Below are 26450 nucleotides of genomic sequence, written 5' to 3' on the forward strand. Positions count from 1 at the left end.
GTATAGGCTTTTGCGAGTTTCCTACGTAGGTTTTTTCAAGTTTCCTACGTAGGCTTTTTCGGGGTGTGACGCTCGGGCACAAAAAACGCTCTCTTAGAGGGCGTCTAAAAACTCAATTAACCTTCGTTGGAGAGCGTCTTCGTGGTCGAAATTCCATTTCTTCACCTCGACGAAACTGGAGGAGCAGTTCTCTATAACGGAGTGCGCGCTCACTCCTGATCGCGGAGGTGGTTGATGCGGAAGGCCACCAGGATCATCGCCAGAAAACTCATGGAAACGAAGGTGCGCGCTTCTGGCATGCCCAGGTAATAACCCACCGTGAAAAACGCACTCAGCGCACACACGGCGAGGACGCTGATCCAGGCTTTGCGGCGGCTTTGTGCGAATTGCAGCTCGTAAATATCGGACACAATGCCTGCGGCCAGCGCGGCGGCCAAAGAGTGCGTCACAAACAGATAATCGCCGGTCAGCAGGCGTGCGACCGCAAAGCCGGCTATGCCAACCAGAAACCAACTTGACCAAAATACGCCGCGCTTTTCCAAGTCACTCAGCGCAATACGGGTCGAGGCATCGCAGTAGATCACGAGGTTGAAGATGGCGTCCTTGGCCAGCAGCAGAATGAGGAATACCGTGATCGAGAAATCCGCGAGGATGTAAACCGTCGATGAGTTGGTGAGTTTGCCCAGGAGCAGGGGGATCTCGTCGCCAAAGAAAATGAAGCCGCCGAGAAACGCGATTTGCCCCATGGTCGGCAGCTTGGCGTACCACAGCAGGAACCCGAACAGAATGCGGTAAACAAAGCTGCGGGCCTTGAACGTTTGAAGCAGCCCCTGGCGCGCGCCTTCGTTGGTTGGGTCGATGCGGAGGGCCTCGGCAAAGTGTATGCTGGCCTGCTGATAGGAGCCGCCGAGGAGGCAGTTCCAGCCCTGGGTCAGGTGGGCGCCATCGTCGTCCGCGTCGGCCGCGAGGACCTGCTGCATGTCGGCTGCAGCGGCGTCTTTTTTATTCATGCGCGCGAGGATGGCGGCGCGCAACTGCAAGGCGCGGGTGCTTTGCGGATTGAGGGCGAGGGCGCGGTTGACGGACTCCAGAGCCTTGGGGCGTTGGCTAAGCTTGAGCTGAATGTAGCCCATGAGGATGAGGTTGTCCTCGTCGTCCGGATCGAGCTCGATGGCGGTCTCCAGCGCCTTGAGGGCGGCGCGGTGCTTGCCGGTCACGTAGAGGGCCTCGGCGCGGATGTTGTGGAAGCGCGCGTCCATGGACTCCAGGGCCAGAGCGGCGTCGATGGTGGGCATGGCTTCCTTGCCGCGGTTTTGATTGAGCAGGCAGCGCGCAAGCCAATAGAAGGTCTCCGGGTTGTTGGGTTCGTTGACGACCCAGTCCCGCGCGATCTCCTCGGCCTCCTTGCTACGGCCCATCTGTAGTAGCTGCACTATGCGCACCAAATGCATGCCGTGAAAAAAGACTTATGCGCGTGCGAGGCGACCATTAAATGGCTGAATCGTCGTCCTTCGTCCGCTACTCTTTGAAGCCGTAGGGGCGGTAGTTGGGAGACCAGATCTTGTAGCCGGGGATGGTGATATCGCCGCCGGCGGCCATGATGGCTTCTTCGATTTCAATCTGCCGTTGCTTGATCGAGTCGGACTGCGACTCGAGGGCTTCGGTCTTTTGGGAAAGCATTTCGATCTCGGCGTTGCGGCGCTCGAGCTCGGCCTGGCGGCGCTCCATCTCGCGGACGAGGGCTTGGCTGGCTTGCGTGCTTTTTTCGGCCTCGGCAGCGCGGGCGGCTAGCTGGGCCTCTTGTTCGCGCATTTCGGCGCGCTCTTTTTCGAGGCGGGCCATCTTGATGCGCATATTTTCGGCGGCTAGCTCGGCGCTTTCGCGGGCTTTGGCTTCCTTGGCCAGGCGGGTGTTGAGCTCTTCGATACGGGCAGTGCGCTCGGCGTCCATGCGGGCTGCGGCGAGCTCGGCTAAGCGGGTGGCCTCCTGGGCGCGGGCAATTTCCTCTTGGGCGTGTTTTTCGGCGGCGTCGAGGTCTGCTTGCGTAGGACCAGTTTCAACGGGGGCCGCTTCAACGACTGGCGCTGCCGGCAATGGCTCAACATCCGATGAGCGCTTACCCATCAGCAGCCATGCAGCCAACGCCGCAATGCCAGCGACGCAGAGAAAAATCACAGCGTTCTTCATTGGGATCAATAGTTTGCGCCTCAGGCGCTTAGCGCAACGGAAAATAATGCCTGAGGCATATTCTCTATTTAACGCCTAAGAGGCGTCGGTCAACCAACTCTGAAAAGCGCGTCTAAAGCTTGCCGCGGCGGTCTTCCAGCTCCGTGCGGATGGCGTGCATCTTCTCGCGGTTGAGCGGGTAGATCCACATCAGCCATGCCGAGACGCCCCAGAACGCGAGGGGGATCAGCACGAAAAACAGCAGCATACGCGTCAGCACTTCGGGCGGTTGTTCGCTGCCGACGTTGACGTCGAAGCCCGTCGCTTCGATGATGAAGCCCGACACCCCGGCTGACAGCGTGAACGCCATTTTCAGGAACCAGGAGAAGATGGAGTTGATGCTGCCTTCGCGACGTTGATGCGTGGTGCGTTCGTCGTAGTCGACGATGTCGGCCTGCATCGAGGGCACGATGAGCCACATGGCGCCGAGGACACCGGCATTGAACGCGACCGGGACCAACTGAAGATACGGGTAGGCGGGCTGGAGGCACACGTAGTTGAGCCCCGCGCCGATGAAGCCCGAAATGAGGATGATGAACATCGCCCACTTCTTGTCGAACTTCTCGCAAATCCAGGTCCAAATCGGAATCGTGCAAATGCCAACCGTGGCGGAAACCGTTGCTTTCCAGCCTTCGATGATGAACGACTTCTGCAGCTCGCCGTCGTTGATCAGGTAAATGTTCAAGTAGATGCCCAACTTACTCACGACGCCGTTGCCGAACATGAACAGGAAGATGAAGCCGCAGAGCAGCCAGAACGGCTTGATCTTAATGGTCTCCTTAACGCCTTTCCAGAAGGGCACTTTCTCCTGCTGCGCGGCCTCTTTCTTGTAGTAGCGTTCTTTAACGAAAATAGCCGGCAATATACCGAGGATCAAGACCAGCGCGGCCAAGCCATAGCTCACCATGCCCATGCCTGCCTTGACGTCAGGCTCGCCCGTTGCCGGGTCGATAAAGTAATCCAGCGACGCAATTGCGAGGACCCAACCGCCCACAAACACCCCGAGCTTGGTGACGGCGGCGCGATAGCCCGCCACATGGGTGCGCTCGTCGTAGTCGGGCGTCATTTCCAGCATGAGGCTGTAGTAGGGCATCGCCCAAACCGTGAACGCGGTGAAGAGCAGCAGCCCGACCACCGTCAAGTAAATCACGAGCCCGCTGATCTGATGGTCGACGCCGAGGAAGGGTAAATTGGGCGTCCAGTTTTGGACGAATTCTGGCGGATTCCAGAGCACTGGCACCAGCAGCGCCGTGAAAATGGCGCCCACGAAAATATACGGACGGCGGCGGCCCCAGCGCGTGCGTGTGTTGTCCGAAATGTTCCCCATAACGGGGTCCGCAATCGCATCCCAGCCACGGTAAATCAGCAAGATGATCCCGAGAATCGCGGGGCTCACGCCGTAGGCAATGTTCCAAATCGGCATCCAGAGGACACCCGTAGCCAAGCCAACGGACCACCAGTCGATGGGGGCGGCGGATGAATAGGCGATTTTCTGGGAAAGCGGAACTTTGTCTTCCGCAGCGACTTGCTTCATAGGGTTACGATACGGCTAAACCCACGGCAATGAGCGCCGTTGGGGGGTTAACGAGGTGGTTAAACGCGCAGACTAGGTGGGAATTTCTCCAGAAAGAAGAAATGCGATCTTGTTACTGTCACAAGCCCCTTGTGAGGCACGCAACTACTCAGCTGAATCGTCGAGCTCCTGCGGTTTACAGAGGTAGTAAACCGTGATCAGCGCACAGAGCATGATGGGGTACATAGCAGCCACCAGAAAGAGGCTGCCCAAGATGCCGATCGCCACGCCGGTCCACACACCGATCCAGTCCAATGCGACCAGAACGCATACAGGGATCAGCACGATGAGGATCGCGAGCACGTAGCCAATGGAGGTCGTGCCGAGGTAAAAACCGTCTTCCTTGCCCAGCTTGAGCCCACAATGGGTGCAGGCGTCCTGGAGGCGGAACCAGTGGCGGAAAAGTCCCCGCCGACCACACTTCGGGCAAGCGCCGGTCAGGCCACGAGAGATGATTTCGCCGGATGATGGGCGCATGGGGCAGGGGGTTAGTAATGCGCTTCGGGCAGATCGCGCAGGAGCTTGGAAGTGACTTGGCGGTCGGTGTCCGCATTCCAGTCGTCAGCGAAATCGAGTTCGAAAATTTCGTCGGGCAGCTGCGGATTCCAGTTGCTGCGGATACGGGTCAGCACGGTGGTGGAGCCGGCTTGATAATCAATGAGCTGGATTTGCTTGGCGCGCGACTTTTGCTCGCCTTGAAATTCAAAGTGCTCGTTGCTCAGGATGTCCACGGCATAGACCAGTTGACCGGAAAAGTCGAAAAACTCGATGGACATCGGCTGCTCGTCTTTCTGCCGGATGTAGATGCGGCGGTAGTCGTAGCCCACGGCGTCGCGCATCTCCGGCTCGCGGTAGCGCGACTGGATCACGTCCACCGGGCTGCCACGGTAGTAGCTGGAGTCGAGCTTTTGGTAATACCAGGGGTTGTGATCATCGTCGTAAATGCCTTCGAAATACCAGTCCGTATCGCCAAGTTTTTGGCGGACATCTTTCAGGGCGACTGCGCCGCCGGTGTTTTTATTCTTATCGTAGAAAGTCAGCTGCGGCAGTTGATTGGCCACCTGCTTGCTCAGGAGCGTCACGCCCTGGTTGTCGCCATCGGGAATGAGCCGGAAGACGCCGTTGATTTCGCCCGGTTGGTAGCGGAAAATGATGAGCATCTTGCCTTCGAATACCTGCCCTTCGTTGGTGATGCGCACGTAGCGATAGAGCTCCGCGTATTCCTGAATCGAAAAGTGGCCTTCGGCGCGTTGGACGATTTCCTTGGCGCGTTCCTCTGGCGAGATCGTACGGAAGCCGGCCAGTGGGAGCGTGGCGAGGAGAAGCAGGAGAGCGTGGCGAATTTTCATCGTAAGAGCTAAGCAAGCGTCCTGCCATTTATTAAAAATGGTTTAACCGGGTCAAGCAGCCGTTGCGGTACCGTGCCCTCGATGTAAACGCCGTCGTCCTGGACTTCCTTGTTCGTAATGGCGCCAGCTTCGTGAAGCTTGTTCACGAGGTCGTAGCGATCGTGGGGGATGAGCAGCTCCACATTTTCGCCCCATTCGCCGATGCACTCCTGGCATTTGTCCAGCAGTTGATCGAGGCCTTCGCCGGTCTTCACGCTGATGAACAAAGCGCCCGGATAATCGTGGCGCAGCATGGCGAGCTCCATGCGATCTTCGACCATGTCGATCTTGTTGAAGACGGTGATGATCGTTTTTTCGTCGGCGTGCAGTTCTTTGAGGACGTTCATCGTGGTCTCGTAATGCTTGGCGACATCCGGGCTGGAGGCGTCGAGCACGTGGATGAGAAATGTCGCCACGACGGCTTCTTCCAGCGTTGCCTTAAAGGCCTCGACGAGGCGGTGGGGCAGGCGGCGGATGAAGCCCACGGTGTCGGTCATGAGCAGGGTCTGGCCGTTGGGCAGATCAGCGCGCCGTGTTGTGGGATCGAGCGTCGCAAAAAGCTTATCTTCCGCCATCACGTCGGACAGCGTCACGCGGTTGAGCAGGCTGGATTTACCGGCATTGGTGTAGCCGACAATCGATGCCGTGGGCAGTGGCACGCGCTGGCGTTTTTTGCGCTGCACTTCGCGGTGCTGGAGGACTTCCGTCAGCTCTTTTTTGAGACGGGAAATGCGCGTGCGGATGATCCGTTGGTCCATTTCGAGCTGCGTTTCACCCGCGTCACGCTGCACGGCGCCGCCGCCACGCTGACGGTCCAGGTGGCTCCACGCTCGCTTCATGCGCGGCAGCTCATACTCCAGGCGCGCGAGCTCGACTTGGAGCGAGGCTTCCTTGGTGGTCGCGCGGCTGTTGAAGATGTCCAAAATGATTTCCTGGCGGTCGATCACGAGGATTTTGCCGCCGAGCTCTTTCTCCCAGTTACGCTGTTGGCCAGCCGAGAGTGGTTCGTCGAAGATGAGGGAATCGCAGCCGCGGGCTTTAATCTCCTCGGCAATTTCCTGCACCTTGCCCGAGCCCAGCAGAAACGCGGCGTTGGGCTCACGGACTTTGACGACCTTTTTGACTGCGACGCCGATGTTTAGGTTGGAGACGAGTTCTTCGAGCTCTTCGAGCAGCGTCTCTGCTTCGCCCTCGGGCATACGTGAACCACGCACCCCCAGCAGGAATGCGCTGTTAATCATCGGATTCAGGTCGTCAGTTTCGATCATGTGTTTGAGCGGATCATAGATGAGCTTTTGTCCGCCATGCAACGGAAATGGCTCGGTTAAAGGCTTGGGGCCAGATTGGAAGGTCGCGGCGTTGGCATTTCACTCACGGGCTTCCAGCCCGCTCAATCAATGCCGCCTTGCGCTGCATTCATTTTCCCTCGTCCCATCAACAACTTTAATTTGAAAACACTACCTAGCGAGTTCAGCGCCTAAGGCTATTGTCAAATTCGCGGCGTGCCGTGGCAGAAAATAGTCATTGAAGTAGCACAGGTTATCTCGCTGGACGCCTTGCTCAGCGCAATACGCGGCGAGTTCGCTTTCTTCGCCCCGTAGCAGCAGGTCGAAAAAGTCTTGGAAGAACGTTTCCCCATTTTGCAAATAGAGATCATGCAGAGCCGTCCAATGGATACCGATGCCTGCGTGGCGATTGACGAAGTTCGCGGGGGCGCCATTCAAGATTTTCGACCGCAGTTGGTCGGCGCTCCTCACTGGAATATGGAGCACTTCATAATTGCTCAGCTCTTTGCCTTCGCACTCCTTGCGCTTGATGCGCCCGCGCCAGTCAGTGTACTCGAGGGTGGCGCTGTGGTTGCCCGAGTTGATCGTTAATTCGGGGCTCCAACGGACCAATGTCTTCTTGTAGTTTGAACAATTGCAACACTGGTAAACGACGCCTTCGTCGCACACGATACAGGTCCTCCAGCGCAGGGAAACCGCGTCGTTATCCATCTCTGCAAGCAAATCTGGGCACTGCAAGGCAGAGTTGTTTACGGGCTGGAGGAATTCATCCGCATCAAAGGGGTAGACGTGGGTCGCCGAAAAGTAGTCGATGGCCATTTGCGCTAAAGCCGTGACCTTCATCGATTGCAGATAGCTCTGCTTGAAATCCTGGACGATCAACACGCTGGCGTCGTCATGCAGACGCCGGAACTTATGGACCTGATCCAAGGTCGCATCGCTGGAGTCATTGTCCATAATCGCAAACAACCTGATGCCGAAGTTATACAGGTTTTGGAGTGAGGCCAAAATGATGTCACCCTCATCCTTTATGAGGGTTATGGCTACTAGGGATGTGCTCATTTAAAAAAAGCTGGGCGCGGGCGACAACTGGTTCTATGGACTGTTTTCAAATTAAAGTTGTTGATGGCGGCATGGATTTTTTCAGTCAGCGAGGCGTCTGAGGTCGAATAGGCTGGAAGCCTTTCGGCCAAAAGACAACGAAGCTGATGGGAAAAAGCCATCCGGAGCCTGAACGGTCAAAATGAAAGGTCGCGGCGTTGGCTTTTCACTCACGCACTTCCAGTGCGCTTCGCTCAAGCCGCCTAGCGTTGCATTCATTTTCCCTCGTTCCATCAACAACTTTAATTTGAAAACACTCCCTAGTGAATGAAATTTGCAGGCATCAAAATGCGTAGTATGGTTCCTTGCGCCGAGAATGAACGCTTATGCCTTGGCAGGCTCATAAGCAAATCGTTTTGAGAAATGGGACCAATCAGCTTTGTGGTCTTATGATTTTTTTACATTTCCCGAGGCGCAGAGGGGGAGTTGAATCGCTTGAATCGATGGCTGCCTGATCTTCGCGATCTTCCTATTTTGATAACACGCAGAGATGGAGGCTGGTTCACACCAATGCGCAAAGCCGCAAATCTATTAGGGGAAAAGTTTTTGAGGCAGTTCGATTTGAGGGCGAATGAGGGCCTTTTCGGTGCCACATAGCACGAATTTTTAATAGTCAGTGGCTCTCACTATTAGTGAGTGGCTTTCAGTGGCGCCAGAAATGCGCCGCAGTGCCGAAAAAGTGCCCCGCTGAGCCAATTGAACCAACTGAGCCTGTGTAGCCAGCTGAGTCATTGGCGGGGCAGGGGAGATTTGGTAATATGATGGGCATGAACCCTTCATTACATCCACCCACCGAAAGCCGCCGCCCGCCGTAGTGTGTGGTGAGTCCAGCCAATGCCGCCAGGAACGCATTCGTTCGCGCGCGGGCAGTTGGAATCGTCAACCGGGCCTATTCGGCAGCAGGGCAATGTGTGGAGCGGCAAACGTCGTTTTGCGCCGCAAGCCCCAGTCAGCGTAGCGAACTGACGCGCTGTCGACGCCCGTAGATTTTAATGCCGCCTGAGGTGTCGACCGCGAGTCGACGTTTCAGCGTAGCCCAACTTCCCGCCCGATTATGCCAGCTTGCGTTCCGGGCAATGGCGTTAGGACGCCGTCGAAAACAATAGTCAGCCATGCGTTGGCCTAATCTAAGGTCGCGCCCGACTGACGCATTTTTTCGACGCCGTCCACTGCGCGCGACACAACGGCGCGTTCATCCGCTCTTGTTTCGTCGTCCGCGAAACAGGCGGGCGGAGCTGTGTTCTTTGATAAATAATATTGGCGGTTTACCCCCCCCCCCGGCCCCCCCCTGCGGGCCGCTGGGAGGAAGAATGAAAAGCGAAAAAATGACCGTGCGCGAATTTGCGATATGGAGTGCGCCAGCCCTCTGGCGCTTTTAGCATTTTGCGCAAACGGAGCAGGTTCGTATCGGCATTGTTCCATGCGAAAGCGCCAGAGGACTGGCGCACTTCATAAAGGGGCTTCGTGCATTGCGCTACTCCCGCGCGTTAGCGGCACGGGCTGCTACTCGGCGGCGGAGGATTCGATTGAGTTCCAGGCGGTGTAGGCGGCGAGCGTTTCGTTGATGCGGGTAATCTCCGCTTCGGTGAGCCCGTCTCCCCAGAGGGCGAGCTCGGAAAATTCGCCGCGGACGGGCTTCGTGCCGTCACTGTTTAAAGCCATGAAGGAGATGCCGCTGCCGCCGTAGGAGCTCGTGGATGCGCTTTGCAGCGTTTGGCTCACGCCGTCGACCCAGATGCGCTGAGTGGCGGCGTCGGCAGCAATTGCCACGTAGTTTTCGCCAAAGTCGTTTATGATTTGCTGGCCACCGGGCATCATCGCCAGGTTGCCGCCTCCGGGTCGATAAAGCATGATCGAATTCGTGCCGAGCGCCACGCAGTTGCGCAGCGGAATGCGGCCAATGACCGTGGCGAAGGCCGGCGAATCATAGTCTGCGCACGCGTAGAAGCCGGTGCGTTTATCGCGGTTAAAGGCCGGACGCCGACCTTTGAAAAACAAGGCCCCCGAACTCGTAAACTGCGATTGCAGTGCGGCGGTTGGCGCCGTGAGGTCGCGGCCATGCCCGCTCTGGTCATACAGGCGCGTGATGTAGGTGTGGTTGGAGCCCGAAAGGAGTTCGATGCTTTTGGCGTCCAGTTCGCCGTTGGCTTGAAAAAAGATGTCTCTGGTCTCGCCGGTGGCGTCGTTGCGCAGGTTGAGCGCGGGGCCGGTGTAGCCCTTGACCAAACGCCGCAGGCCGACGGCCAACTCAGGCCGCGCAATGTCAGTGGCGTTAGCCGCGCCGATGCCGGAATAGACGTCTGCGGGGAAGTCAACGGGCGTGCTGCGACTCTTGGCAATGGGGACCAGCGCTGCGGCGTTGGCGCCCTTCAGGCGGTTGCCCCCAGCGTTGTAGTGGATGCTTTCGAGCACATCGTTTTCATTGACGTATTGGTAGCCGGCGACGCCTTCGGAAAACGCGTAGTAAGGCAGGATTTCCTCGGCACGAACCTGCGCGGCGTCGAGTATCAATCGGCCGTAGGCACCAGACAGCGCCCACTCGGGCACCATGCCGGACTTGATCGCCCAGGCGTTGCCCGCGCCGGTTATTTGCTGGCGAAAGCTACGAATAACTTCGGTGTGGCGGTCGATGAAATCCGCATACGTTTGTGCGCCGGCATCGTTCTCACCGGGGCCGCCGTAGAAGCCCACCACGCAGCTGTCCGGGTAGATCGCCTGCGCGGCCGCCAGGGCGTCATTGACGGCGGAAATGGCCAGCAGATACAAGTCGCCATTTTCATCAATGCCGTCGCCATAGGGGTTCCAGCGTGGGTTGCCAATGTAGCTGGTGCCACCCACGCACACGGGCACGATCAGCACCTTGCGGTTGGCGGCCAAGGTCTCGGCATAAGCCTTGGCGAACGAGAAGCCAGGGCCCACGACGGCGCCCGATGCGATGGGCGTGTAGATCGTGCCGTCGTCGATGTCGATGATGCTTCCGCTGTTTTCGCCTGAGAGCGCAAACTGCTGAATGCGGCCTGTTGGGTCGGTGTCGAGCTCGAGGTCGATGGCGCCATCGACGCCGCGTTCGTTGGATTGCCCCCAGACCAGAATGATGTCGTAGCCGTCGGGTTGCTCGCCCAAACCGCCTGCCACCGTGACGCTGAAACTGTGCTTGGCTGTTTGCGCGCCGTCGGTGATCGTCAGCTCAAACAGCGCAATGCCGATGCTGTTTGGAGACGCCAGGTTGAGGGTGAAATTTGGACTCGAGCCGCTGATGCTGATCGATGTTTCCGGAAAAAGCGTCGCGTTGCCGGAGGTTGCGGAGATGGCGAATCCCGTAGCGCTTGAATCCAGGTTTTCAATCGAAAAGGGGAGGCTGAGCGCGCCGCTGTTGACCGCGATTGTCTGGTTTTCAATCGGTGTGACTTCGGCGTCGCTGGGGTCGCGCGTAACGCCCAGCCGATAAAAAATGGGCCCGCTAATCGCGCCAACGTCGGCGGAAAACGTCTGGCTCCATCGGCCGGGGGCGTCTTCTGAAGCGCTGAAGGAGTAGGGCTGCGCCGCCCAATCGCCGTTGGTCAAATCGGTCGTCGTGTAGAATTGGACGAAGAGGTCATCGGGCACGAAGTCACGGGAGGCATCAAAGCTGATCGAGAGATTACCGTCTGCTTGAAATGCGCCGCGGGGGTGTTTGCTCGATGCGGTGCTTTGTGGATTTTCGTCGAGAAAGTATTGCATCAAGGCGCTGTGTTTTGCGCCGGGAACGATGGCTTGCTCGGACACTCCCACTAGCCCGTGCTCCCGCTGCCAGCTCTTCCAATTGCTTTGAGCCTGAGCGGAAAACAGCAGACCGTAACCGAGGAAAATAAGGGCGTAACGCGAGCCGCTGCTGCGGCATGGGGGTAGTGTCAACGACATGCCTTTATAGGACAAATGATTCTCGCGCTCACGCAAGATGCCGGCCATGGAACCATATGCGAACGCCATGCGTTTACCCGCTTGGAAAGACCAATTCAGACTTGGCGCGGGCGGGGAATCTGGCACAATGCTCCGTTTTTCCCGAAAGATGAGCACCGAAAAATCCAACGTTTTCATGTATGACACGACCTTGCGCGACGGCACGCAGGGCGAGGGCATCTCCTTTACCGTAAGCTCCAAAGTGCGCTTGGCGGAGAAACTGGATTCGTTTGGCATTGATTACATCGAAGGCGGTTGGCCGGGCTCCAACCCGCGGGACATGGCGTTTTTCGAGCAGGTGCGAAGGGTCCAGTTTAAGCACGCCAAGGTGGCGGCGTTTGGCTCGACCCGCCGCGCGAATGTGGCCGTGGAGGAAGACCCGCAGGTCAAGCTGCTCCTCGAAGCGGAGACCCCGGTGGTGACTTTTTTCGGCAAAACCTGGCTCATGCACGTAACCGAAGTTCTGCGCACAACGGCGGATGAAAACCTCCGCATGATCGAGGACACGACCCGCTATCTCGTTGATAATGGCCGTGAGGTTGTTTACGACGCCGAGCACTTTTTCGACGGCTTTAAGGACAACCCCGAGTTCGCGTTATCGACTCTGGAAGCGGCCCAACGCGGCGGCGCGTCGTTCCTGACTTTGTGCGACACCAACGGCGGCACACTCGTTGGCGAGGTCAATGAGATCGTAGGCCGTGTCGTGAAGCATTTTCCGAACACCCGCATTGGCATGCATTGCCATAACGACGCCGGTTTGGGCGTCGCGGTTTCTCTGGCGGGCGTCGAAGCCGGTGCCACAATGGTGCAAGGCACGATGAACGGTTACGGCGAGCGCATTGGCAACGCCAACTTGACGACCATCATCCCAAACTTGTCGCTCAAGATGGGCTACCCGATGGCCTGCGGTGAGCACATCAGCCGCCTACGCGACTTGTCCCTCTTTACCGCCGAGCTCGCGAACCAACGCCACGACAGCAAGCAGCCCTACGTAGGCGCTTCGGCCTTTGTCCACAAGGGCGGTGTCCACGCAGATGCGGTCAACAAGGTGAAGCATTCCTACGAGCACATCGCGCCAGAGCTGATCGGCAACCGCACCCGCGTGGTCGTCTCCGACATGTCGGGCCGCGCGTCGATCATGATGAAGGCGCACGAAATGGGCATCGATGTAGAGTCGAAGTCGCCTGCGATGAAGAGCTTCCTCGACGAGCTCAAGCAACTCGAGTTTCGCGGCTATGAATACGAAGCCGCCGATGCGTCATTCAAGCTGCTGATTCGCCGCTACATCGATGGCAAGGACGAGCCGTTTACGATCCAGAACTTCAAGCTCAACGACGAATACGGCGACTGGAAAGACGACGTGACGGCCGAGGCGACGATGAAGGTCAATATCGGCGAGAAAGTTTACCACGTGGTGGACGAAGCGACGGGCCCGGTCGGCGCACTCGACGGCGCGCTCCGCAAGGCGCTGGAAACGGATTTCCCGAAGGTGCACGACGTTCGTTTGACGGACTTCAAAGTGCGCGTGCTGGACGGCCAAAAGGCGTCGAAGGCAATCGTCCGCGTGCAAATCGAGTCCACCGACGGCGACAACATCTGGGGCACCGTGGGCGCATCAGACGACATCATCGAGGCTTCATTGGAAGCGCTGCGTGATGCGTTCCTCTACAAAATTGCGCTGGATTTGGGCGAGGCGTAAGCGGGCATCATCAGTTAATTGCCTGGGCCTAATATTTGCTTAAGCAGGTGATTTATTTTGCCTACTAAGTGATTCTCATTAGAGTAGAGGTATTTCCCTTATGATCCCATTATTCACCAAGCTGAAAACGCTGTTTATGCTCTTTGTGGTGTTGGCCAGCGTTGCTTATGGGCAGCAATCTCAGGACTTGCAAGACTTGCAGCAGCGTCACCGTGAGGCACGTGCGGACGCAGCAGCCTACCTGCATATTCGCAGTATTACGGTGAAGGGAACCAGTGCCATTGGCTCCGAAAAGCAGAACTTTGAACTGACTGCCCGTGAGAGCGGGGAACTACGTTATGCAGTCGAAACGCCCGCAGGTTTGGTGATCCAAGTCTTTGATGGCGAGGACGGCTGGCGCTGGGTTTCTGGCAAGCCCGAGCTGGGCGCTCAGAAATTGACCGACCGGCAAGTGCGCTTTTTCCTGCTGACCAGCGGGTTTTACACGCCATTTGAAGACCCGGATGATTTCGCTTTTACCCCGGTCTATATGGGCATTGAGGTGAATGAGGAAGGGGAGCCTGAGCATCACGTGCAGCTGGTTAGTAGTCGCTACGATGACGTTATGGATGTCTGGATCGACGCCTACACCTTCTTGGAAAACCGCCGACAATATCGCCCGGAACAGGGCGCTGCGCCGCTGGTCATGGAATTTCTGGAGTATGAGCGCGTCGATGGCGTCTTCGTCCCAATGACGGTTAAAACAAGCTTTAACGGCAAGCCTCTAGGCACGACGAGCATTGACTACGTGGGCCGCAATTCTGGTATGCTGAGCTTCTATTTCAACAAGCCCCCGTCTTACGCTGAAGTGCAAGTTGAAGCGGGTAAAATCGCCGCTCAGTAGTTAGTTACTGGGTTCGGAGGTGGTGATGAGCCAATCGCCATCCACTTTCTCCAGAGCAATGCGGTATCGGCCGGAATGTCTCTCTGAGCTGCCTCCAACCGTGGCCTTACCCGTGATGGTGGCAGTGACGATGGCGCGGTCGCCGTCAATAGTCGCTTGTCGGCTCGACATCGAAATTTTGGCTTCGGTGGCGTAGGAAAACAGGTAAACGAAAAGGCCAGTAACGGCGTCGCGGTTGGTGACGGCGGCTTGGCCTGGCCAAGCGACGAGATACGGGCTTTCGACAAAGTGTCCAGAGAGTTCCTTGGCGCTGGTTAGCTGGGATAATTTTGGTTTGGGGGAGTCGTAGGAAATCCCGTCGCAAATTTCGTCCAGCACGGCGTAAACTTCCGCTTCGGGTCCTGACTCACCGGAAATAATGAACACTAACGCAACTGCGGCCAAAGCGATCGCCGCGAGAGCAATCTTCAGGTTTTGCTGCAACCAAGTCATTGTTTGGCGCTTTGCTCGGCCTTGAATTCAGCAGTCGGCGTATCAGCAAAACTTGATATTTGCCAGGAAGACTGAAATTTCTTCAGCGTTACTACATGGCGATCCGAGCGCACCTCTTTGCCATAGAAACTATCCGTGCCCGGAGGATCGACGCGCACATTCTGCACCACAGTCAGTGTGACGGTGTTGCCGTCTGGCGAGACGACTTTGTTTTTAAAATTATACCATGTAAAGCGCACCTCGCCATTGAGGAAGTCTTCACGCTGCTCTCGTGCTTGAAAGGGGAATAGCACATCCTGCCCGGTTACGAGCTGCTTTATTCGTGACGGCTCGCCATCGAGTAAGGCGTCTGCGTAGCGCTTGTAAACCATGGCCTCGGAACTGAAGTTCGTCACCAGATACGTGTAGCCGAGGTAACCAAGCGACCCAACGATGATGATTGCTACTAAATTTTTTAGCTTCATGCCTGCCTAGTAATGTGATTGTCACCATTGAGTATCAGCTGGATTTTTCAATGACAATAATTAACCGCAACAGAGACTCCTCATCCCTGCTGGTAAACAGAATATTAGCACAATCTTTGCAAATTATGCAGAAGTGGCGGAGAAACGTCCTCAGAGCGCTTAGGATCAACCCTCACGCCACAGCGCCAAAACGCTGCCAACCAGCTGGGTCGCAGGCACTTCCTGCTGTTCGCCCGAGCGCATGTGTTTGACCGTCACAATGCCTTTGGCGAGCTCATCCGGGCCATAAACCAAGGCAAAATCGGCCCCCGACGAAGCTGCTTGCTTGAACTGCTTGCCCATGCCCGCGCCCTTGTAGTTGAGCTCGGCGCGCAGGCCTTGGCGGCGCAATGCGTAGGCGTCGGCCAGCGCGGTCTTAAAGGCGTCGTCGCCGCTGTAAACCAGATAAATATCGGCTTTGTCGATGAGCTTGGGCAGGCGGTCGACTTCTTCCAGCAGGTCGCGGAGGGTCACGTCGCCCATGCCAAAACCAACGGCCGGCATCGGTGCGCCGCCAAGTTTTTCGATCAAATCATCGTAGCGACCACCACCAGCGAGCGCGCGGCCTTTGCCAACCGTTTGGAATGCCTCGAAGACGAAGCCCGTGTAGTAGGCCAAACCGCGGACGATGCGCAGGTCGATCTTGATGAAGTTTTCCAGCCCAGCGGCAATCAGCAGGCTGAGCAGCTCGCGCCACACGTCGAGGCGGGCGAGTAGCTTGTCCCGGGCGGACTCTTCGAGGTCCATATTCGTGAGGTAGGCCTTGATTGTGCAAACATCGGGTAGCTCTTGGAAATCACTAATCGCTTTCAGCGTGGCGGCGGGATCCTTGGCGCCGAGTTCGGCCAGAGCGGCTTGAGATTTCTCCGCGGGCACGCGCTCCATCTTGTCGATCACGCCCAGTGCGCCCATAGCTTGTTCACCGGTGAAGCCAAGGCTCTCGATGAAGTAATACCAAAGATTGCGGTCGCTCAGGCGGACGACGAATTCGCCGGCGCGGAGGCCCTGATTGCAGAGACTCTCGACGAGCAGGCCGATGACTTCGGCGTCGGCGATGACACCGGATTCGCCGAGGATGTCGGCGTTAAATTGGTAGAACGAGCGCAGGCGGCCCTTTTGCTGGCGCTCGTAGCGAAAGTTTTCGCCGATGCTGAACCACTTGACCGGGCGAGGCAGGGCGTTGGCCTTGGCGCCGACCATGCGCGCGAGGGTGGGGGTCAGCTCAGGGCGCAGGGTGACCTGGCGTCCGCCTTTGTCCTCAAAGTTAAACAGCTGACCAACGATTTCCTCGCCGCTCTTGGCGGTGAGCAGCTCGAGTGATTCCAGCACGGGGCCATCATACTCTTGGAAGCCGAAACGCTTGGAAGTCTGACGCCACACGTTAAACAGATGATTACGCAGCGAACAGTCTTCAGGGTAGAAGTCGCGGAATCCGGGAAGTGTTTTGTACGTGGCCATGTCTGTTGTCGGTTGAAGAAAAAGCGGACAAACGTAGGCCCTCGCGCCCGCAGCGCAACGCTAAATCAGCACCAGCGCAATAGCCGCTACGAGCATTAGTGCGCCTGCCATGCGGCGGCCCATCACCTTATTGCCCGCTTCGCGCTCGCGATTGGCAAACAAACTGCCAATGCCCCACACGAAAACGATGCTCCACAGCCCGCGCGAAGAGTAGATAATATTCAAAGCCGTGGCATCGCCCCAAAACGCCAAACCCGAGCCCAGACTCACTGCCTGCATCGACATCAGGGCGGCGCCACCAAGAATCCACGGCCAGGCTTTACGTGGCGTGTCGCGGAGACGGCCTTCAAAACACGGAATCAACAACAGCGACTCCAGCGCCAGCACCCCGGCCACCAATGCGAGAAACCAGCCCGGGCTAAAGCCGCCGGCATGCTTCATCACGAGCACATCGGTGAGCCCAAAAACCGCCGACGCAGCCAGCGCGAGGACCGCGGTTTTCAGAATTGCTCTACGGTTGGACCAATCGGAAAAGCTCAGCAGGAAGATCGCAATCGCGGTCAACCCTGCGCCGATCCACCAAGTTAGTGGAACCGGCCCTGCGCCCATGATTACACTGAACGCGGCGACGAAGACGACCTTGGTGCCCATCATCGGCGCTTGTACCGACACGTCGCCATACTTGATCGCCATGAAGGTGAGGAAGTTGCCGATGAAGAAACCCGTGCCGGCCATAATTGGCCAATGGAGCTGACTCCAGTCGGGCGGCTCGCCAGGGATCAGCGTTAGCGGCGCAAAGCCGAGAAACAGGCAAACATTCGCCACAAAAGACAAACGCAGGGCGCCCGAGCCCTCCTGCAAGGCGCGTTTGCAGAACATCGACGACAGCGCGTAAACAGCCCCAGCAAAGGCGGGCAGAAGGTAATGCAGGTGCATGCGCTGGCTTAGGCCGAGGCCGCAATGCTGTCCGCGGCGAGTAGGCCGGACATCGCCGCGCCCTCCACTTTGGGTGCGTGAAAGCTGTCGCCGGCCATCCAGAGGCCGAGCGTGGGATCGGCAAAAAAGTCACGGTTGTGCTCCGTCAGCCGATGCGCGAATTTCCAACGATGCCCCTTTGCGGAAACTACTTTGGCCTTCAGGTAGGGCAGGGCAGCTTCAACGAGGATGGGCACGCGGACTTCGTCGGGCTCGTCAAAATACTTTTCGGCAAATTCGTGTCCGCTATGGATGGTGACGGCGGGCAGGCCTGAAACACCTTTCTGTTGGTTGTCAGCAATCCACGCTACCGGCTCCGGTGGGTCCAGTTTCAGGCGTCCGGGGTTGGGCAGGTGGCTGGGTGTTTCGAGCTCGACCATAGCCGCGATGGTTTTGGCATACTTGATCGAGCGTAGGAAGGCGTCGTCATCTGTCTTGAGCTGTGTGCCGCCTGCATCAAGGATTTCCATAGCCTGAGGGACGGGGGCGTTGATCAGCAGCTTGGGGGCGCGAAAAGTGTTGCCGACTTCGGTTTTAAGGACCCATCCGCCGCTTTCGTGCGCGGCGGATATAACCTTGGTCTGACGATGAATCTCCAGGCCTTCGACAAGCTTTTTCGCCACAGCGGTCATTGAAGGAAAGGCTGCATAACGAAACATCGGCGGCTCGTCGCTAAACTGATCAAACCACATTTTGACTACGCGCTGCTCCAGCCAATGATCGACCCACGCCTTGAAGCGTGGGTTGGTCGCCGAGAAAAATTGAGCGCCGTGGTCGTAGGTGGCCTCGCCGTCGCGCCGCGTCGCCATGCGCCCGCCGACGCCGCGGCTTTTATCGAGAATGGCCACGCGGAGGCCGTGTTTATCGGTGAGTTCGCGGGCAGCAAGCAGTCCGGCAATGCCGGCGCCAATGACGAGCAGATCTATCGGGTTATCGGGCATGGTTTATTTAAGCACGTGTTCGAGCGCGGCGTCGAGCTTCGGAAAGTTAAATTCAAAGCCCGCGTCGAGCAGGCGGCGGGGGACGACTGGTGCGTCGGCGAAGAGTGTTTCGTCCACCAACTCGCCGAATGCGAGCTTCAGTGCGAGGCGAGGCGTTGGGATCTTGGCCGGACGGTTGACGACGTTGCCCAGCGCTTGCGCGAATTCTTTGTTGGAGACGATCTCTGGCGCCGCAAAATTGTAGGGGCCCTGGCAGTCATCGTGGTCGAGCAGAAAAATTAGGCCTGCGACGACGTCGTCCAGCGTGATCCATCCGAGGCGTTGCTTGCCGTCGCCCAATGGGCCACCAAGGCCGAGCTTGAACGGCGGCAGCATTCTCTCCAACGCACCGCCATTTGCTGCGAGCACGACGGTGATACGCGCAATGGCCACGCGGGCGCCGTGCTTCTCGGCTGCCAGCGCAGTAGCCTCCCAGTCGCGGCAAATCTCAGCGAGGAAGCCAGGTCCCAGAGGCGCTGTTTCATCGACCTCCTTACCTGGCTTGGGGCCGTAATAGCCTGCGCCTGAAGCACTAATAAATACCTTGGGCGGGTTGGCGATTTTTCCCATCGCATCGACCAGCATTTGGCCGCTTTTAATACGGCTTTCGCGGAGCACGCGCTTGCGCTCATCCGTCCAGCGTTCGTCTGCGACGCCAGCGCCAGCAAGGTGGATGATTGCGTTGACTCCATTGAGCGTATCGGCGTCGAGTTTGCCGGAGTCGATGTCCCACACAATGCCGCCCGGTTGCTGGGAGCGAGAAATCGGCACGACGGTATCCCCGCGCTTTTGTAGCGCCGCGGTGAGGGCGGTTCCAACCAGGCCAGTGGCCCCGGTAATGGCAATGCGTTGGGGGGTGGGCACATTTCTAACATGGCACGCTTGGCCCCTCCTGCAAGTCAGCCGCATTGATTTAATGCAATCAACCTCCGCCTGAGTAATCAAGCGGAGGTTCCGTCATCTCTGGCGCTTCACGGTTGCGGGCTGGAAGCGCCAAACGATTGCACGGGGTTAGGCCCCGGGGATTAAATTACTGATGCCTTATCTATCGACAGCGGCTTGGTAAAATTAAGCGCCGCCGTTAGGAATAAGAGTCAGCGGAATACGGATTTATTCCTGAGAATATATCAACTTACTGGCATCTCAACAGGCGCTGTTTCCATTCCGCCGATGCGGTAGGCTTCGGGCAGAGAGCGGACCCGCGAATAATACTCCGCCAACTGGTCTTCGACTAAGCCGTCGGCGATGAGTTCGGCCTCTGGTTTCATCGCCAGGTCGCCAGTTTTTTCCAGGAATGCGGCCAAGGCTTCGCGATGTGCGGACAGGATGTCTGCAAACGCTGGGTCGGTGGCGAGGTTATTAACGCAGTCTGGATCTTGCACGATATCGAAGAGTTCTTCGGCTGGTTTCTCAGCGGCAAACCAATATGCCTGCGCGGCGTTTGCTTTGCCTTGGGCGTTGAGTTCGCGCATGACCTGAGTGCCGATTTGCGTCTCCATGTAGCTGAGACGGGAGGCCCAGGGAAGCTGTGGAAAGTCGTTGCGAATGTAATGATACTGACGGCTGCGGGCAACGCGCACGCGGTCATAGAGCTCGTCCATGCGGTCACGTCCGGCAAAGATATATTCGGGTTCAGGTTGTTTCTGTGGCCCCAGGAAAATGCGGCCCTGCGCGCCGTCGAGTTGCTTTGCATCGCAAAGTGAAAGGATGGTGGCGGAGATGTCCAACCAACTGACGATCTCTTCGCTGACTGCACCAGCTTTGATTAAGCCCGGTGCATCGATGATGAGCGGCAGGTGAATGCCGGCATCGTACATCCAGCGCTTTTCACGTATCTGTCCGCGACCGTGGTCGGACATATAGATGACGATGGTGTTCTCTTTTTGGCCGGATTTTTCCAGTGCGGCCAAGGCGTGGGCAACTCCCTTGTCCTGCACGATCAGGGACTCGTAATAGCGGGCGAGATCGGCGCGTATTTCCGGGGTGTCGGCCAGGTAGGCGGGAACATGAATTTTGGCGGGATCGACACGCTGGTTTTCTTCTAAATTTGGCGCGACCTCGTTCTTCCACATATCTGGCCACATGCGGCTCTCGTGGGTGACGACGAAGTTGTGATAGAGGAGCCATGAGCGGTCGTTGAACTTGCCGGCGGCTAGATCGTCAAACCACTCGCTGCGCTCGTCGGCAAAGGAGTCACGTGGCTCGAAATTAAAGTCGGTCTTGTTGGACCAGTTGACGTAGTAGCCAGCCTCGCGGAGGGCTTCCGTGAACAGCTTGGGCGGATTTTTAAGAATGGACCGCATGTGGTGTGAGCCTTGGGAGAATGCAGTCTTGCCCATCATCAGCGCAGAGCGGCTGGGCGCGCAAACTGGCGCGGTGGAGCAGGCGTTGGCGTAGCGTGTGCCGGCGGCGGCAATGGAGTCAATGGCTGGCGTGCAATTGACCGGATCGCCATAGCAGCCTTGGTGACGACCGGTGTCCTCGGCAACGAGGAGCATGATGTTTGGGCGTTTCTTCATATCTAAAATTCTCTAGGAAAGTTCCGTGGCCATTGCGGACATGTAGGCTTCATTGGCTTGGGGCGCGTTATTGGCGCGAAATGCTTTCAGGGCAGGATCGCTGTTGGACTCCATCCAGGTTTCCAATTCCTGTCGCAGCGTATTAACCTCAGATGCGTAGGCTGGGTCATCGATCAGGTTGGTCAATGCGTTGGGGTCGTTTTCAAAATCGTAGAATTCCTCGGGCACGCGATAGAGGAATAAATCAACCCGCTTCGCGAGCTCGGGGTCTTGCGCGGCGGCGGCTTCCATCGCGTTGAATGTGCGCCCGGACTGCGATTCGTTTTTGAAGATGCGCTCGCCATCGGACCACGGATTCCAGATGTAGCCGAAGCGCCGGTTTTGCACGCAGCGCATCGGGTAGTTTCGCTTGCCAGCGGTCTGGTGGAATTGGGTGAAGGCCAACTCGCGGCCGACTTGTGCTTCGCCGCGGAGGACCGGTAAGAATGATTTGCCATCCATGCCTGCGGCTTGTTCTATGCCAGCGGCTTCGAGCAAGGTGGGGGCGAGATCGACGCCGGTTACGAAGTGCTCGTTGTCGATGAAGTTGGGGGTGATGACTCCGGGCCAGCGCATGATCCATGGCGTGCGTGTGCTGTTGAGGTAGCAATTGGTTTTGGCAAATGGGAATGCCATGCCGTTGTCCGAAAGGAAGATGACGATAGTGTTATCGGCCACGCCTTGCTCGCGGAGCATGGTGAGGGTTTCACCCACGGTGTCGTCGCAGCGGCGAACCGAACTGTAGTATTCCGAAATTTCCAGGCGGACTTCGGGCAGGTCGGTGAGGAAGCCTGGCGTGGTCACCTCGTCGGTGGTAAATGTTTTGGACGGCGCGACCGCGGGCGATGATGTGTTGGAATACCACTCCTGCTGATCATTACCGTAGAAGGGGCGATGCGGATCGTGGGAATTCAGCATCAGGAAAAACGGTTCACCGGACGCCTTACTTTGCGATACAAAGTTAGATGCGTGCTCGCGGTAGATCGTCGGGTTGCGCCCCATGCCGAGCTCGTGCTGGTCATAGACCATGTCCCATTGAAAATCTGCATAGGGCGTCGAGTGTCCGAGCTTGCCGAGGATGCCAACTCGGTAGCCACCGTCGCGCAAAAGTGCGGGCAAAATGGGCACGTTGGGGTGGCGTAGGTTGAAGAATCCTTCTCCGCCGCTGCGGTGCGGGTAGCGCCCGGTCATCATGGCGGATCGGCTCGGCCAGCAGACGGCGATGGTCACATGGCCATGATTGAATCGCATTCCCTCGGCCGCCAACTGATCGATATTAGGTGTGGTGCCGTCGTCGGGGCAGCCAAACGCGCCCACGGCGTCCCAGTTCATGTCGTCAGCGGTTATGAGGAGTATATTCGGTCGAGGCATTTGTGTTACTCAACTGGTCGCCTTAAACCGGGCAAACCAATTTGTTTGCAAGCGTATCCATATCCGCTCATACAGGTGCGATGCCCCGAAAAGCTCTTGTATTCTACGGTGGTTGGGAAGGCCACCAACCTGCAAACGTTGCCCAGCGCTTTACGGACGCGCTCACGCGTCGCGGATATGAGGTCTCTTTGCAGTCCGGATTAGACTGCCTTAAGGACGCCGAGCAACTCGCCCGCTATGACTTGATTGTGCCTTGCGTGACGATGGCTGAGATCACATCAGAGCAGGAAGCAAACTTGTCACAGGCTGTTCATGGCGGGGTTGGGCTTGCTGCTGCACATGGCTCTGGCGATGCCTTCCGCGCCGCCTTGACCTACGTGATGATGCTGGGCGGACAGTTTGTTTCGCATCCGCATGTGGGAGACTATACCGTCCGCATCACTCAGCCAGGTCATGCATTAACCAAAGGTCTGCCCGATAGCTTTCCCTATGATTCCGAGCAATACTACCTGCATGTCGATCCAGGTAACGAAGTGCTGCTGGCAACCGATTATCTCTACGAAGGCAAAACGATCGATATGCCCGTTGCTTGGACCAAAAGCTGGGGTGTGGGCAATGTCTTCTACTGCGCCTTAGGCCATGACCCGAAGGAATACGACGACTATCCACACGTGTGGAAATTCATCGTCGATGGTGCCGTCTGGGCGTCACTCTAGTTCGCAAAGTACACTCTGTCTCGCAGTCGTTCCACCACTCCTTCACCGCCATTTTCGCACTGCGAAAATCTACCGGTGCAGCGGGACGCTGCTATTTTTTCTTTTGCTCTTTTTTGGCGGCTTGGCGGGCGCGGAAACCGCGGTCTTTGCCTTGCTTGCCTTCGACGGTGAGCCAGGCGAGCAGGGTGGCCAAGTTTTCCGCCGGAGAAAGTGACATTGGGCCCTTGGTTGGGACGTAAACGCGGTGCTCGCAGAGCGGCACGATGCGTTTGTCGATGCCTTCGGGACGGTCACTAATGATGAGCGCCGGGGAGCGGCCGGGGGCGCGGAGCGGCTTGGGCCAGTTGGGACGGCTGGCACCCGGTCCACCAATGCCAATCGACAGAAAATATTGCTCCATGGGTTTAAACAAGGGCACGAGTCGGCCAATCTTATAGCAGCGAATGTGCTCCAGGGCACCTTGGCTGGCGGAGTAAACCGCGCCATCGATAGGCGCTTGCATCGGCGTATCGGTGATGAGCGCGCGACGCATGTTGAAGCTGACCGCGACCTTGAGCAAGCGCCCGAGCTCAATGGGGTCGGATACCTGGTCGATGATCAGCAGCGGCTCGCCGCTCTTTTGCCAGTCGACGAGGTGCGAAACCTGAAACTGTGGCTTGAGTGGCGGATCGATGAACGCGACGGCGCCTTCGTGGTTCGGGTGTTTGACGACACGGGTCAGGCGGTCGAACGTCTGCGTGGAATACGAACGCTTTTCGTCTGCCAGGTAAGAGCAGATTTCGCCCATGGGGCCTTGGTTCTCCTCCATGAGCCACAGCTTGCGCAGCGCCTTGGGGCGGTTCTTAAACACGGCGTCAATGGCCGCGCGTCCGCAGATAATCCAGTCTTCGGCGTGTGGTTCGTCCTGGGAGGTGGGTTGTGTCATGGGAGGGAGTTTGTTGGATTGTGGTCGCCGGACAAGCTCTGTTTGGCGATTTCATAAGCTGGTTTTGTGCGTTAGTTCAGGCCACCAGGGATTGGGCGAACTGCACTGCGCCGCGGGTGAAGCGCCAGTTGAGCAGGTAGTCCAGCGCAACCAGATTTTGCAGGAGCGCGATTGCCCAAAAGGTAAATTGATAGGCGGTCTTCGAGGTCTTGTGGCGGAATGCACGTTGCGCGACATAGGCTGCGGGCCAACCACCAGCCAGCTCCAAAAGATGCAGGGTGCTTTCTGGTATGCGCCAAGCGCCGACCTGTGCCTTACGTTTATCCAGGTAATAGACCAGGATGGTGGCGATGGAGATAATGGCCAGGTAGCCGGCAAGGTAAGGGTAGCGAACTGCCTGGCTTAGCTTAATGGCTGCCGCGCACGGGAGCACGGATACGACGATGGCCACCAAGGCGGTATTGAGCCAGTAGCGTGCTGGGCGGCGGCGAGAGTTGGGATTCCTGTTACGTGGCACGAGGGGACTCAAGTTACGACAAGCGCAGGCGTCAAATTTTAAGGCGAGGCTTGTCTTTGGCTGGTTAGCGCCTCAAACAGAAAGCGGATGAGTAAGAAGCCGCAGGACACCCATTCACATCGCAACAATACGCCACACGTAGCCATTGTTGGCGGCGGCGCTGCGGGCTTTTTCACGGCCTTGACCGTGGCCGAGTTGAATCCCTCCGCAAAGGTCACCATTTACGAGAAGGGGCAAAAGTGGCTCGCGAAGGTAAAGATTTCCGGCGGAGGGCGCTGCAACGTCACGCATTCCTGCTTTGATCCCAAGGAGCTCTCGATGCGATATCCGCGCGGCGCCCGTGAATTGCGCGCGGCTTTTTACCGGTGGCAACCGCAGGATACGCTGGACTGGTTTGCGGAGCGCGGGGTGAAGATTAAACGCGAAGAGGACGGCCGGATGTTTCCCGTTACGGATGACTCGCAGACGGTCATTGATTGTTTTCTGAAAACCTCGCAAGAGGCTGGCGTTCAGCGATTGAAAGGCGTCGGGCTGAAGTCACTCGAGGTGCTCGACGGTGGGGGCTTTGAGTTCGAGCGAACCGATGATCAAGTGGACCGGGCGGACGCCGTTTGCATCGCGACCGGCTCGCTGAAGGCGTCGTCGTTGGTTCGGTCTCTGGAAGGGCTGAGCCATACCATTGAGCCGCTGGCCCCGTCGCTGTTTGCCTTCAATGTGGCGGACAAGCGCACGCATGGTTTAGCCGGGCTCTCGGTGCAGGATGCTCAGGTGCAGGTTGTTGGCAGTGGCAAACCGCAGACTGGGCCGATTTTGCTCACGCATCGTGGCTTCAGCGGGCCCGCGATTTTGCGCCTATCGGCCTGGGAGGCGAGGGCGCTACAGGAGCAAAATTACCATTTCGAAATCGCAATCAACTGGCTCAAGGACATGACCGAGAATCAGGTCCGCGAACAGTTTAATCGCCTACGTAAGCGCTCGGGCAAAAATAACGTCCACAGCAAGGTGTTCGACGCCCTGCCGCGCCGTTTGTGGGAGCGACTGGTGACGGTGTCTGGCATCGGCGAAGACACCCGCTGGGCACAGTTGCCCAAGGATCAGGAAACTACACTGATTAACGAGCTCATCGATGGCCGCTACCAAGTCCAAGGGAAGACAACTAACAAGGACGAATTCGTTACGTGCGGAGGCGTTTGCCGCAAGGAGATCGATTGGCGGCGTATGGAGAGCAAAATCGTGCCCGGACTCCATTTCGCAGGCGAATGCATTGATATCGACGGCATTACTGGGGGCTTTAATTTTCAGGCCGCTTGGACGACAGGGCGCATTGCTGGAGAGGCAATGGCGGAAGCCTCGTGTGATTAGGCTATTCCGCTCAGAGGGTGAGCTGACTGCTAAAAATTCGACTCGATCCTTGCCTGGAACGCTTAGGTTTTCTTCCGAACCAAGCTGGTTTCGCGCTGGAACGCCTAGGTTTTGCGCCGGACCGCTTCGGTTTAGGGCTGGATCGTCTAGGTTCGGAGCTGGATCGTCTAGGTTTGGCGATAAAACGCTTCGATCCGCCGCCAGAACGCTTAGGCTTCGAGTTGGATAACTGTGGTTTCCATAGAGCGATGTAGCCATCGCTGACGGTGCGTGCTGCGCAGCATGTGGTGTCCGCTCACAGTCAGTCGATTGCAGATGGAAAAATGTTGTCGGTTTGTTCGGCCTTGCGGATAGCCCAGCGTAGCTACGTCCAGCTTTTGGCCGGATACTCGAAACCGCCGAACAAACGCGGCGTTTGGCCGCTTCGTTCCTGCCTTTGGTTGGCTCTGGGTAGTCACATCGCTTGCGACATAGGCTGTTGTAAATTGACTCGCAGAG

The 26450-nt window shown here is 57.5% G+C and carries 22 protein-coding genes; 4 read left to right on the forward strand and 18 right to left on the reverse strand.

What is annotated here, in order from left to right:
* Positions 1-209: 209 nt before the first annotated feature.
* The 8 genes from RBB62_RS05220 to RBB62_RS05255 form a co-directional block, all read right to left on the reverse strand.
* Positions 210-1451, reverse strand: a complete 1242-nt coding sequence (locus tag RBB62_RS05220; RefSeq protein ID WP_309397676.1) for a tetratricopeptide repeat protein — start codon at positions 1449-1451, stop codon at positions 210-212.
* Between the two features lie 67 nt (positions 1452-1518).
* The gene (locus RBB62_RS05225; protein ID WP_309397677.1) at positions 1519-2187 is read right to left on the reverse strand and encodes a hypothetical protein; all 669 of its coding nucleotides are present in this window, start codon (positions 2185-2187) and stop codon (positions 1519-1521) included.
* Positions 2188-2299: 112 nt separating this feature from the next.
* Positions 2300-3760 (reverse strand): MFS transporter, encoded by a 1461-nt coding sequence (locus RBB62_RS05230; RefSeq protein ID WP_309397678.1) that lies wholly within the window; start codon positions 3758-3760, stop codon positions 2300-2302.
* Between the two features lie 144 nt (positions 3761-3904).
* A complete protein-coding gene (locus RBB62_RS05235; RefSeq protein ID WP_309397679.1) occupies positions 3905-4276 on the reverse strand; it encodes a DUF983 domain-containing protein in 372 nt (123 codons plus the stop codon).
* An 11-nt stretch (positions 4277-4287) separates the two neighbouring features.
* Positions 4288-5148, reverse strand: a complete 861-nt coding sequence (locus RBB62_RS05240) for an outer membrane lipoprotein-sorting protein (protein ID WP_309397680.1) — start codon at positions 5146-5148, stop codon at positions 4288-4290.
* A gap of 8 nt (positions 5149-5156) precedes the next feature.
* On the reverse strand, positions 5157-6455 hold the full coding sequence (gene hflX / locus RBB62_RS05245; protein ID WP_309397681.1) for a GTPase HflX: 1299 nt from the start codon (positions 6453-6455) through the stop codon (positions 5157-5159).
* A 189-nt stretch (positions 6456-6644) separates the two neighbouring features.
* Positions 6645-7535: a glycosyltransferase family 2 protein gene (locus RBB62_RS05250; protein WP_309397682.1), complete on the reverse strand. Its 891-nt coding sequence runs from the start codon at positions 7533-7535 to the stop codon at positions 6645-6647.
* Between the two features lie 1542 nt (positions 7536-9077).
* A complete protein-coding gene (locus tag RBB62_RS05255; RefSeq protein WP_309397683.1) occupies positions 9078-11543 on the reverse strand; it encodes a sialate O-acetylesterase in 2466 nt (821 codons plus the stop codon).
* 79 nt (positions 11544-11622) lie between these two features.
* On the opposite strand from RBB62_RS05255, the gene cimA reads away from it, so the two are divergent.
* Both cimA and RBB62_RS05265 read left to right on the forward strand, forming a co-directional pair.
* On the forward strand, positions 11623-13212 hold the full coding sequence (gene cimA, locus RBB62_RS05260; RefSeq protein WP_309397684.1) for a citramalate synthase: 1590 nt from the start codon (positions 11623-11625) through the stop codon (positions 13210-13212).
* A 100-nt stretch (positions 13213-13312) separates the two neighbouring features.
* Positions 13313-14095, forward strand: a complete 783-nt coding sequence (locus tag RBB62_RS05265; RefSeq protein ID WP_309397685.1) for a hypothetical protein — start codon at positions 13313-13315, stop codon at positions 14093-14095.
* Here RBB62_RS05265 and RBB62_RS05270 read toward each other — a convergent pair whose 3' ends face one another.
* The 8 genes from RBB62_RS05270 to RBB62_RS05305 all read right to left on the reverse strand — a co-directional run bounded on the left by RBB62_RS05270 (position 14096) and on the right by RBB62_RS05305 (position 22432).
* Positions 14096-14587 carry a nuclear transport factor 2 family protein gene (locus RBB62_RS05270; protein WP_309397686.1) on the reverse strand — a complete coding sequence of 164 codons (492 nt, stop codon included), beginning with the start codon at positions 14585-14587 and terminating at the stop codon, positions 14096-14098.
* Positions 14584-15051 carry a hypothetical protein gene (locus tag RBB62_RS05275; protein ID WP_309397687.1) on the reverse strand — a complete coding sequence of 156 codons (468 nt, stop codon included), beginning with the start codon at positions 15049-15051 and terminating at the stop codon, positions 14584-14586. Before RBB62_RS05275 ends, RBB62_RS05270 begins: the two co-directional genes overlap by 4 nt.
* A 165-nt stretch (positions 15052-15216) precedes the next feature.
* Positions 15217-16548: a histidine--tRNA ligase gene (gene hisS / locus RBB62_RS05280; protein WP_309397688.1), complete on the reverse strand. Its 1332-nt coding sequence runs from the start codon at positions 16546-16548 to the stop codon at positions 15217-15219.
* Between the two features lie 60 nt (positions 16549-16608).
* Positions 16609-17484, reverse strand: coding sequence for a DMT family transporter (locus RBB62_RS05285; RefSeq protein WP_309397689.1), 876 nt, complete (start codon positions 17482-17484; stop codon positions 16609-16611).
* A gap of 8 nt (positions 17485-17492) precedes the next feature.
* A complete protein-coding gene (locus RBB62_RS05290) occupies positions 17493-18464 on the reverse strand; it encodes an NAD(P)/FAD-dependent oxidoreductase (protein WP_309397690.1) in 972 nt (323 codons plus the stop codon).
* 3 nt (positions 18465-18467) lie between these two features.
* Entirely contained in the window at positions 18468-19367 is a 900-nt protein-coding gene (locus RBB62_RS05295) for a TIGR01777 family oxidoreductase (RefSeq protein ID WP_309397691.1), read from the reverse strand.
* 263 nt (positions 19368-19630) lie between these two features.
* A complete protein-coding gene (locus tag RBB62_RS05300; protein ID WP_309397692.1) occupies positions 19631-21022 on the reverse strand; it encodes a sulfatase family protein in 1392 nt (463 codons plus the stop codon).
* 12 nt (positions 21023-21034) lie between these two features.
* Positions 21035-22432, reverse strand: a complete 1398-nt coding sequence (locus tag RBB62_RS05305; RefSeq protein ID WP_309397693.1) for a sulfatase family protein — start codon at positions 22430-22432, stop codon at positions 21035-21037.
* 80 nt (positions 22433-22512) lie between these two features.
* Here RBB62_RS05305 and RBB62_RS05310 point away from each other — a divergent pair, with 80 nt between their 5' ends.
* On the forward strand, positions 22513-23148 hold the full coding sequence (locus RBB62_RS05310; protein ID WP_309397694.1) for a ThuA domain-containing protein: 636 nt from the start codon (positions 22513-22515) through the stop codon (positions 23146-23148).
* 91 nt (positions 23149-23239) lie between these two features.
* Here the strand turns inward: RBB62_RS05310 and RBB62_RS05315 are convergent, their stop codons facing one another.
* Together RBB62_RS05315 and RBB62_RS05320 are read right to left on the reverse strand one after the other, a co-directional pair.
* Positions 23240-24073 (reverse strand): RNA methyltransferase, encoded by an 834-nt coding sequence (locus RBB62_RS05315; protein ID WP_309397695.1) that lies wholly within the window; start codon positions 24071-24073, stop codon positions 23240-23242.
* A gap of 76 nt (positions 24074-24149) precedes the next feature.
* Positions 24150-24590, reverse strand: a complete 441-nt coding sequence (locus RBB62_RS05320) for a DUF1294 domain-containing protein (RefSeq protein WP_309397696.1) — start codon at positions 24588-24590, stop codon at positions 24150-24152.
* 87 nt (positions 24591-24677) lie between these two features.
* On the opposite strand from RBB62_RS05320, the gene RBB62_RS05325 reads away from it, so the two are divergent.
* Positions 24678-25952: a BaiN/RdsA family NAD(P)/FAD-dependent oxidoreductase gene (locus tag RBB62_RS05325; protein ID WP_309397697.1), complete on the forward strand. Its 1275-nt coding sequence runs from the start codon at positions 24678-24680 to the stop codon at positions 25950-25952.
* Positions 25953-26450 lie beyond the last annotated feature (498 nt).

The organism is Cerasicoccus maritimus, assembly GCA_031296935.1.
In the GTDB taxonomy this organism is placed as follows: Bacteria; Verrucomicrobiota; Verrucomicrobiia; order Opitutales; family Cerasicoccaceae; genus Cerasicoccus; species Cerasicoccus maritimus.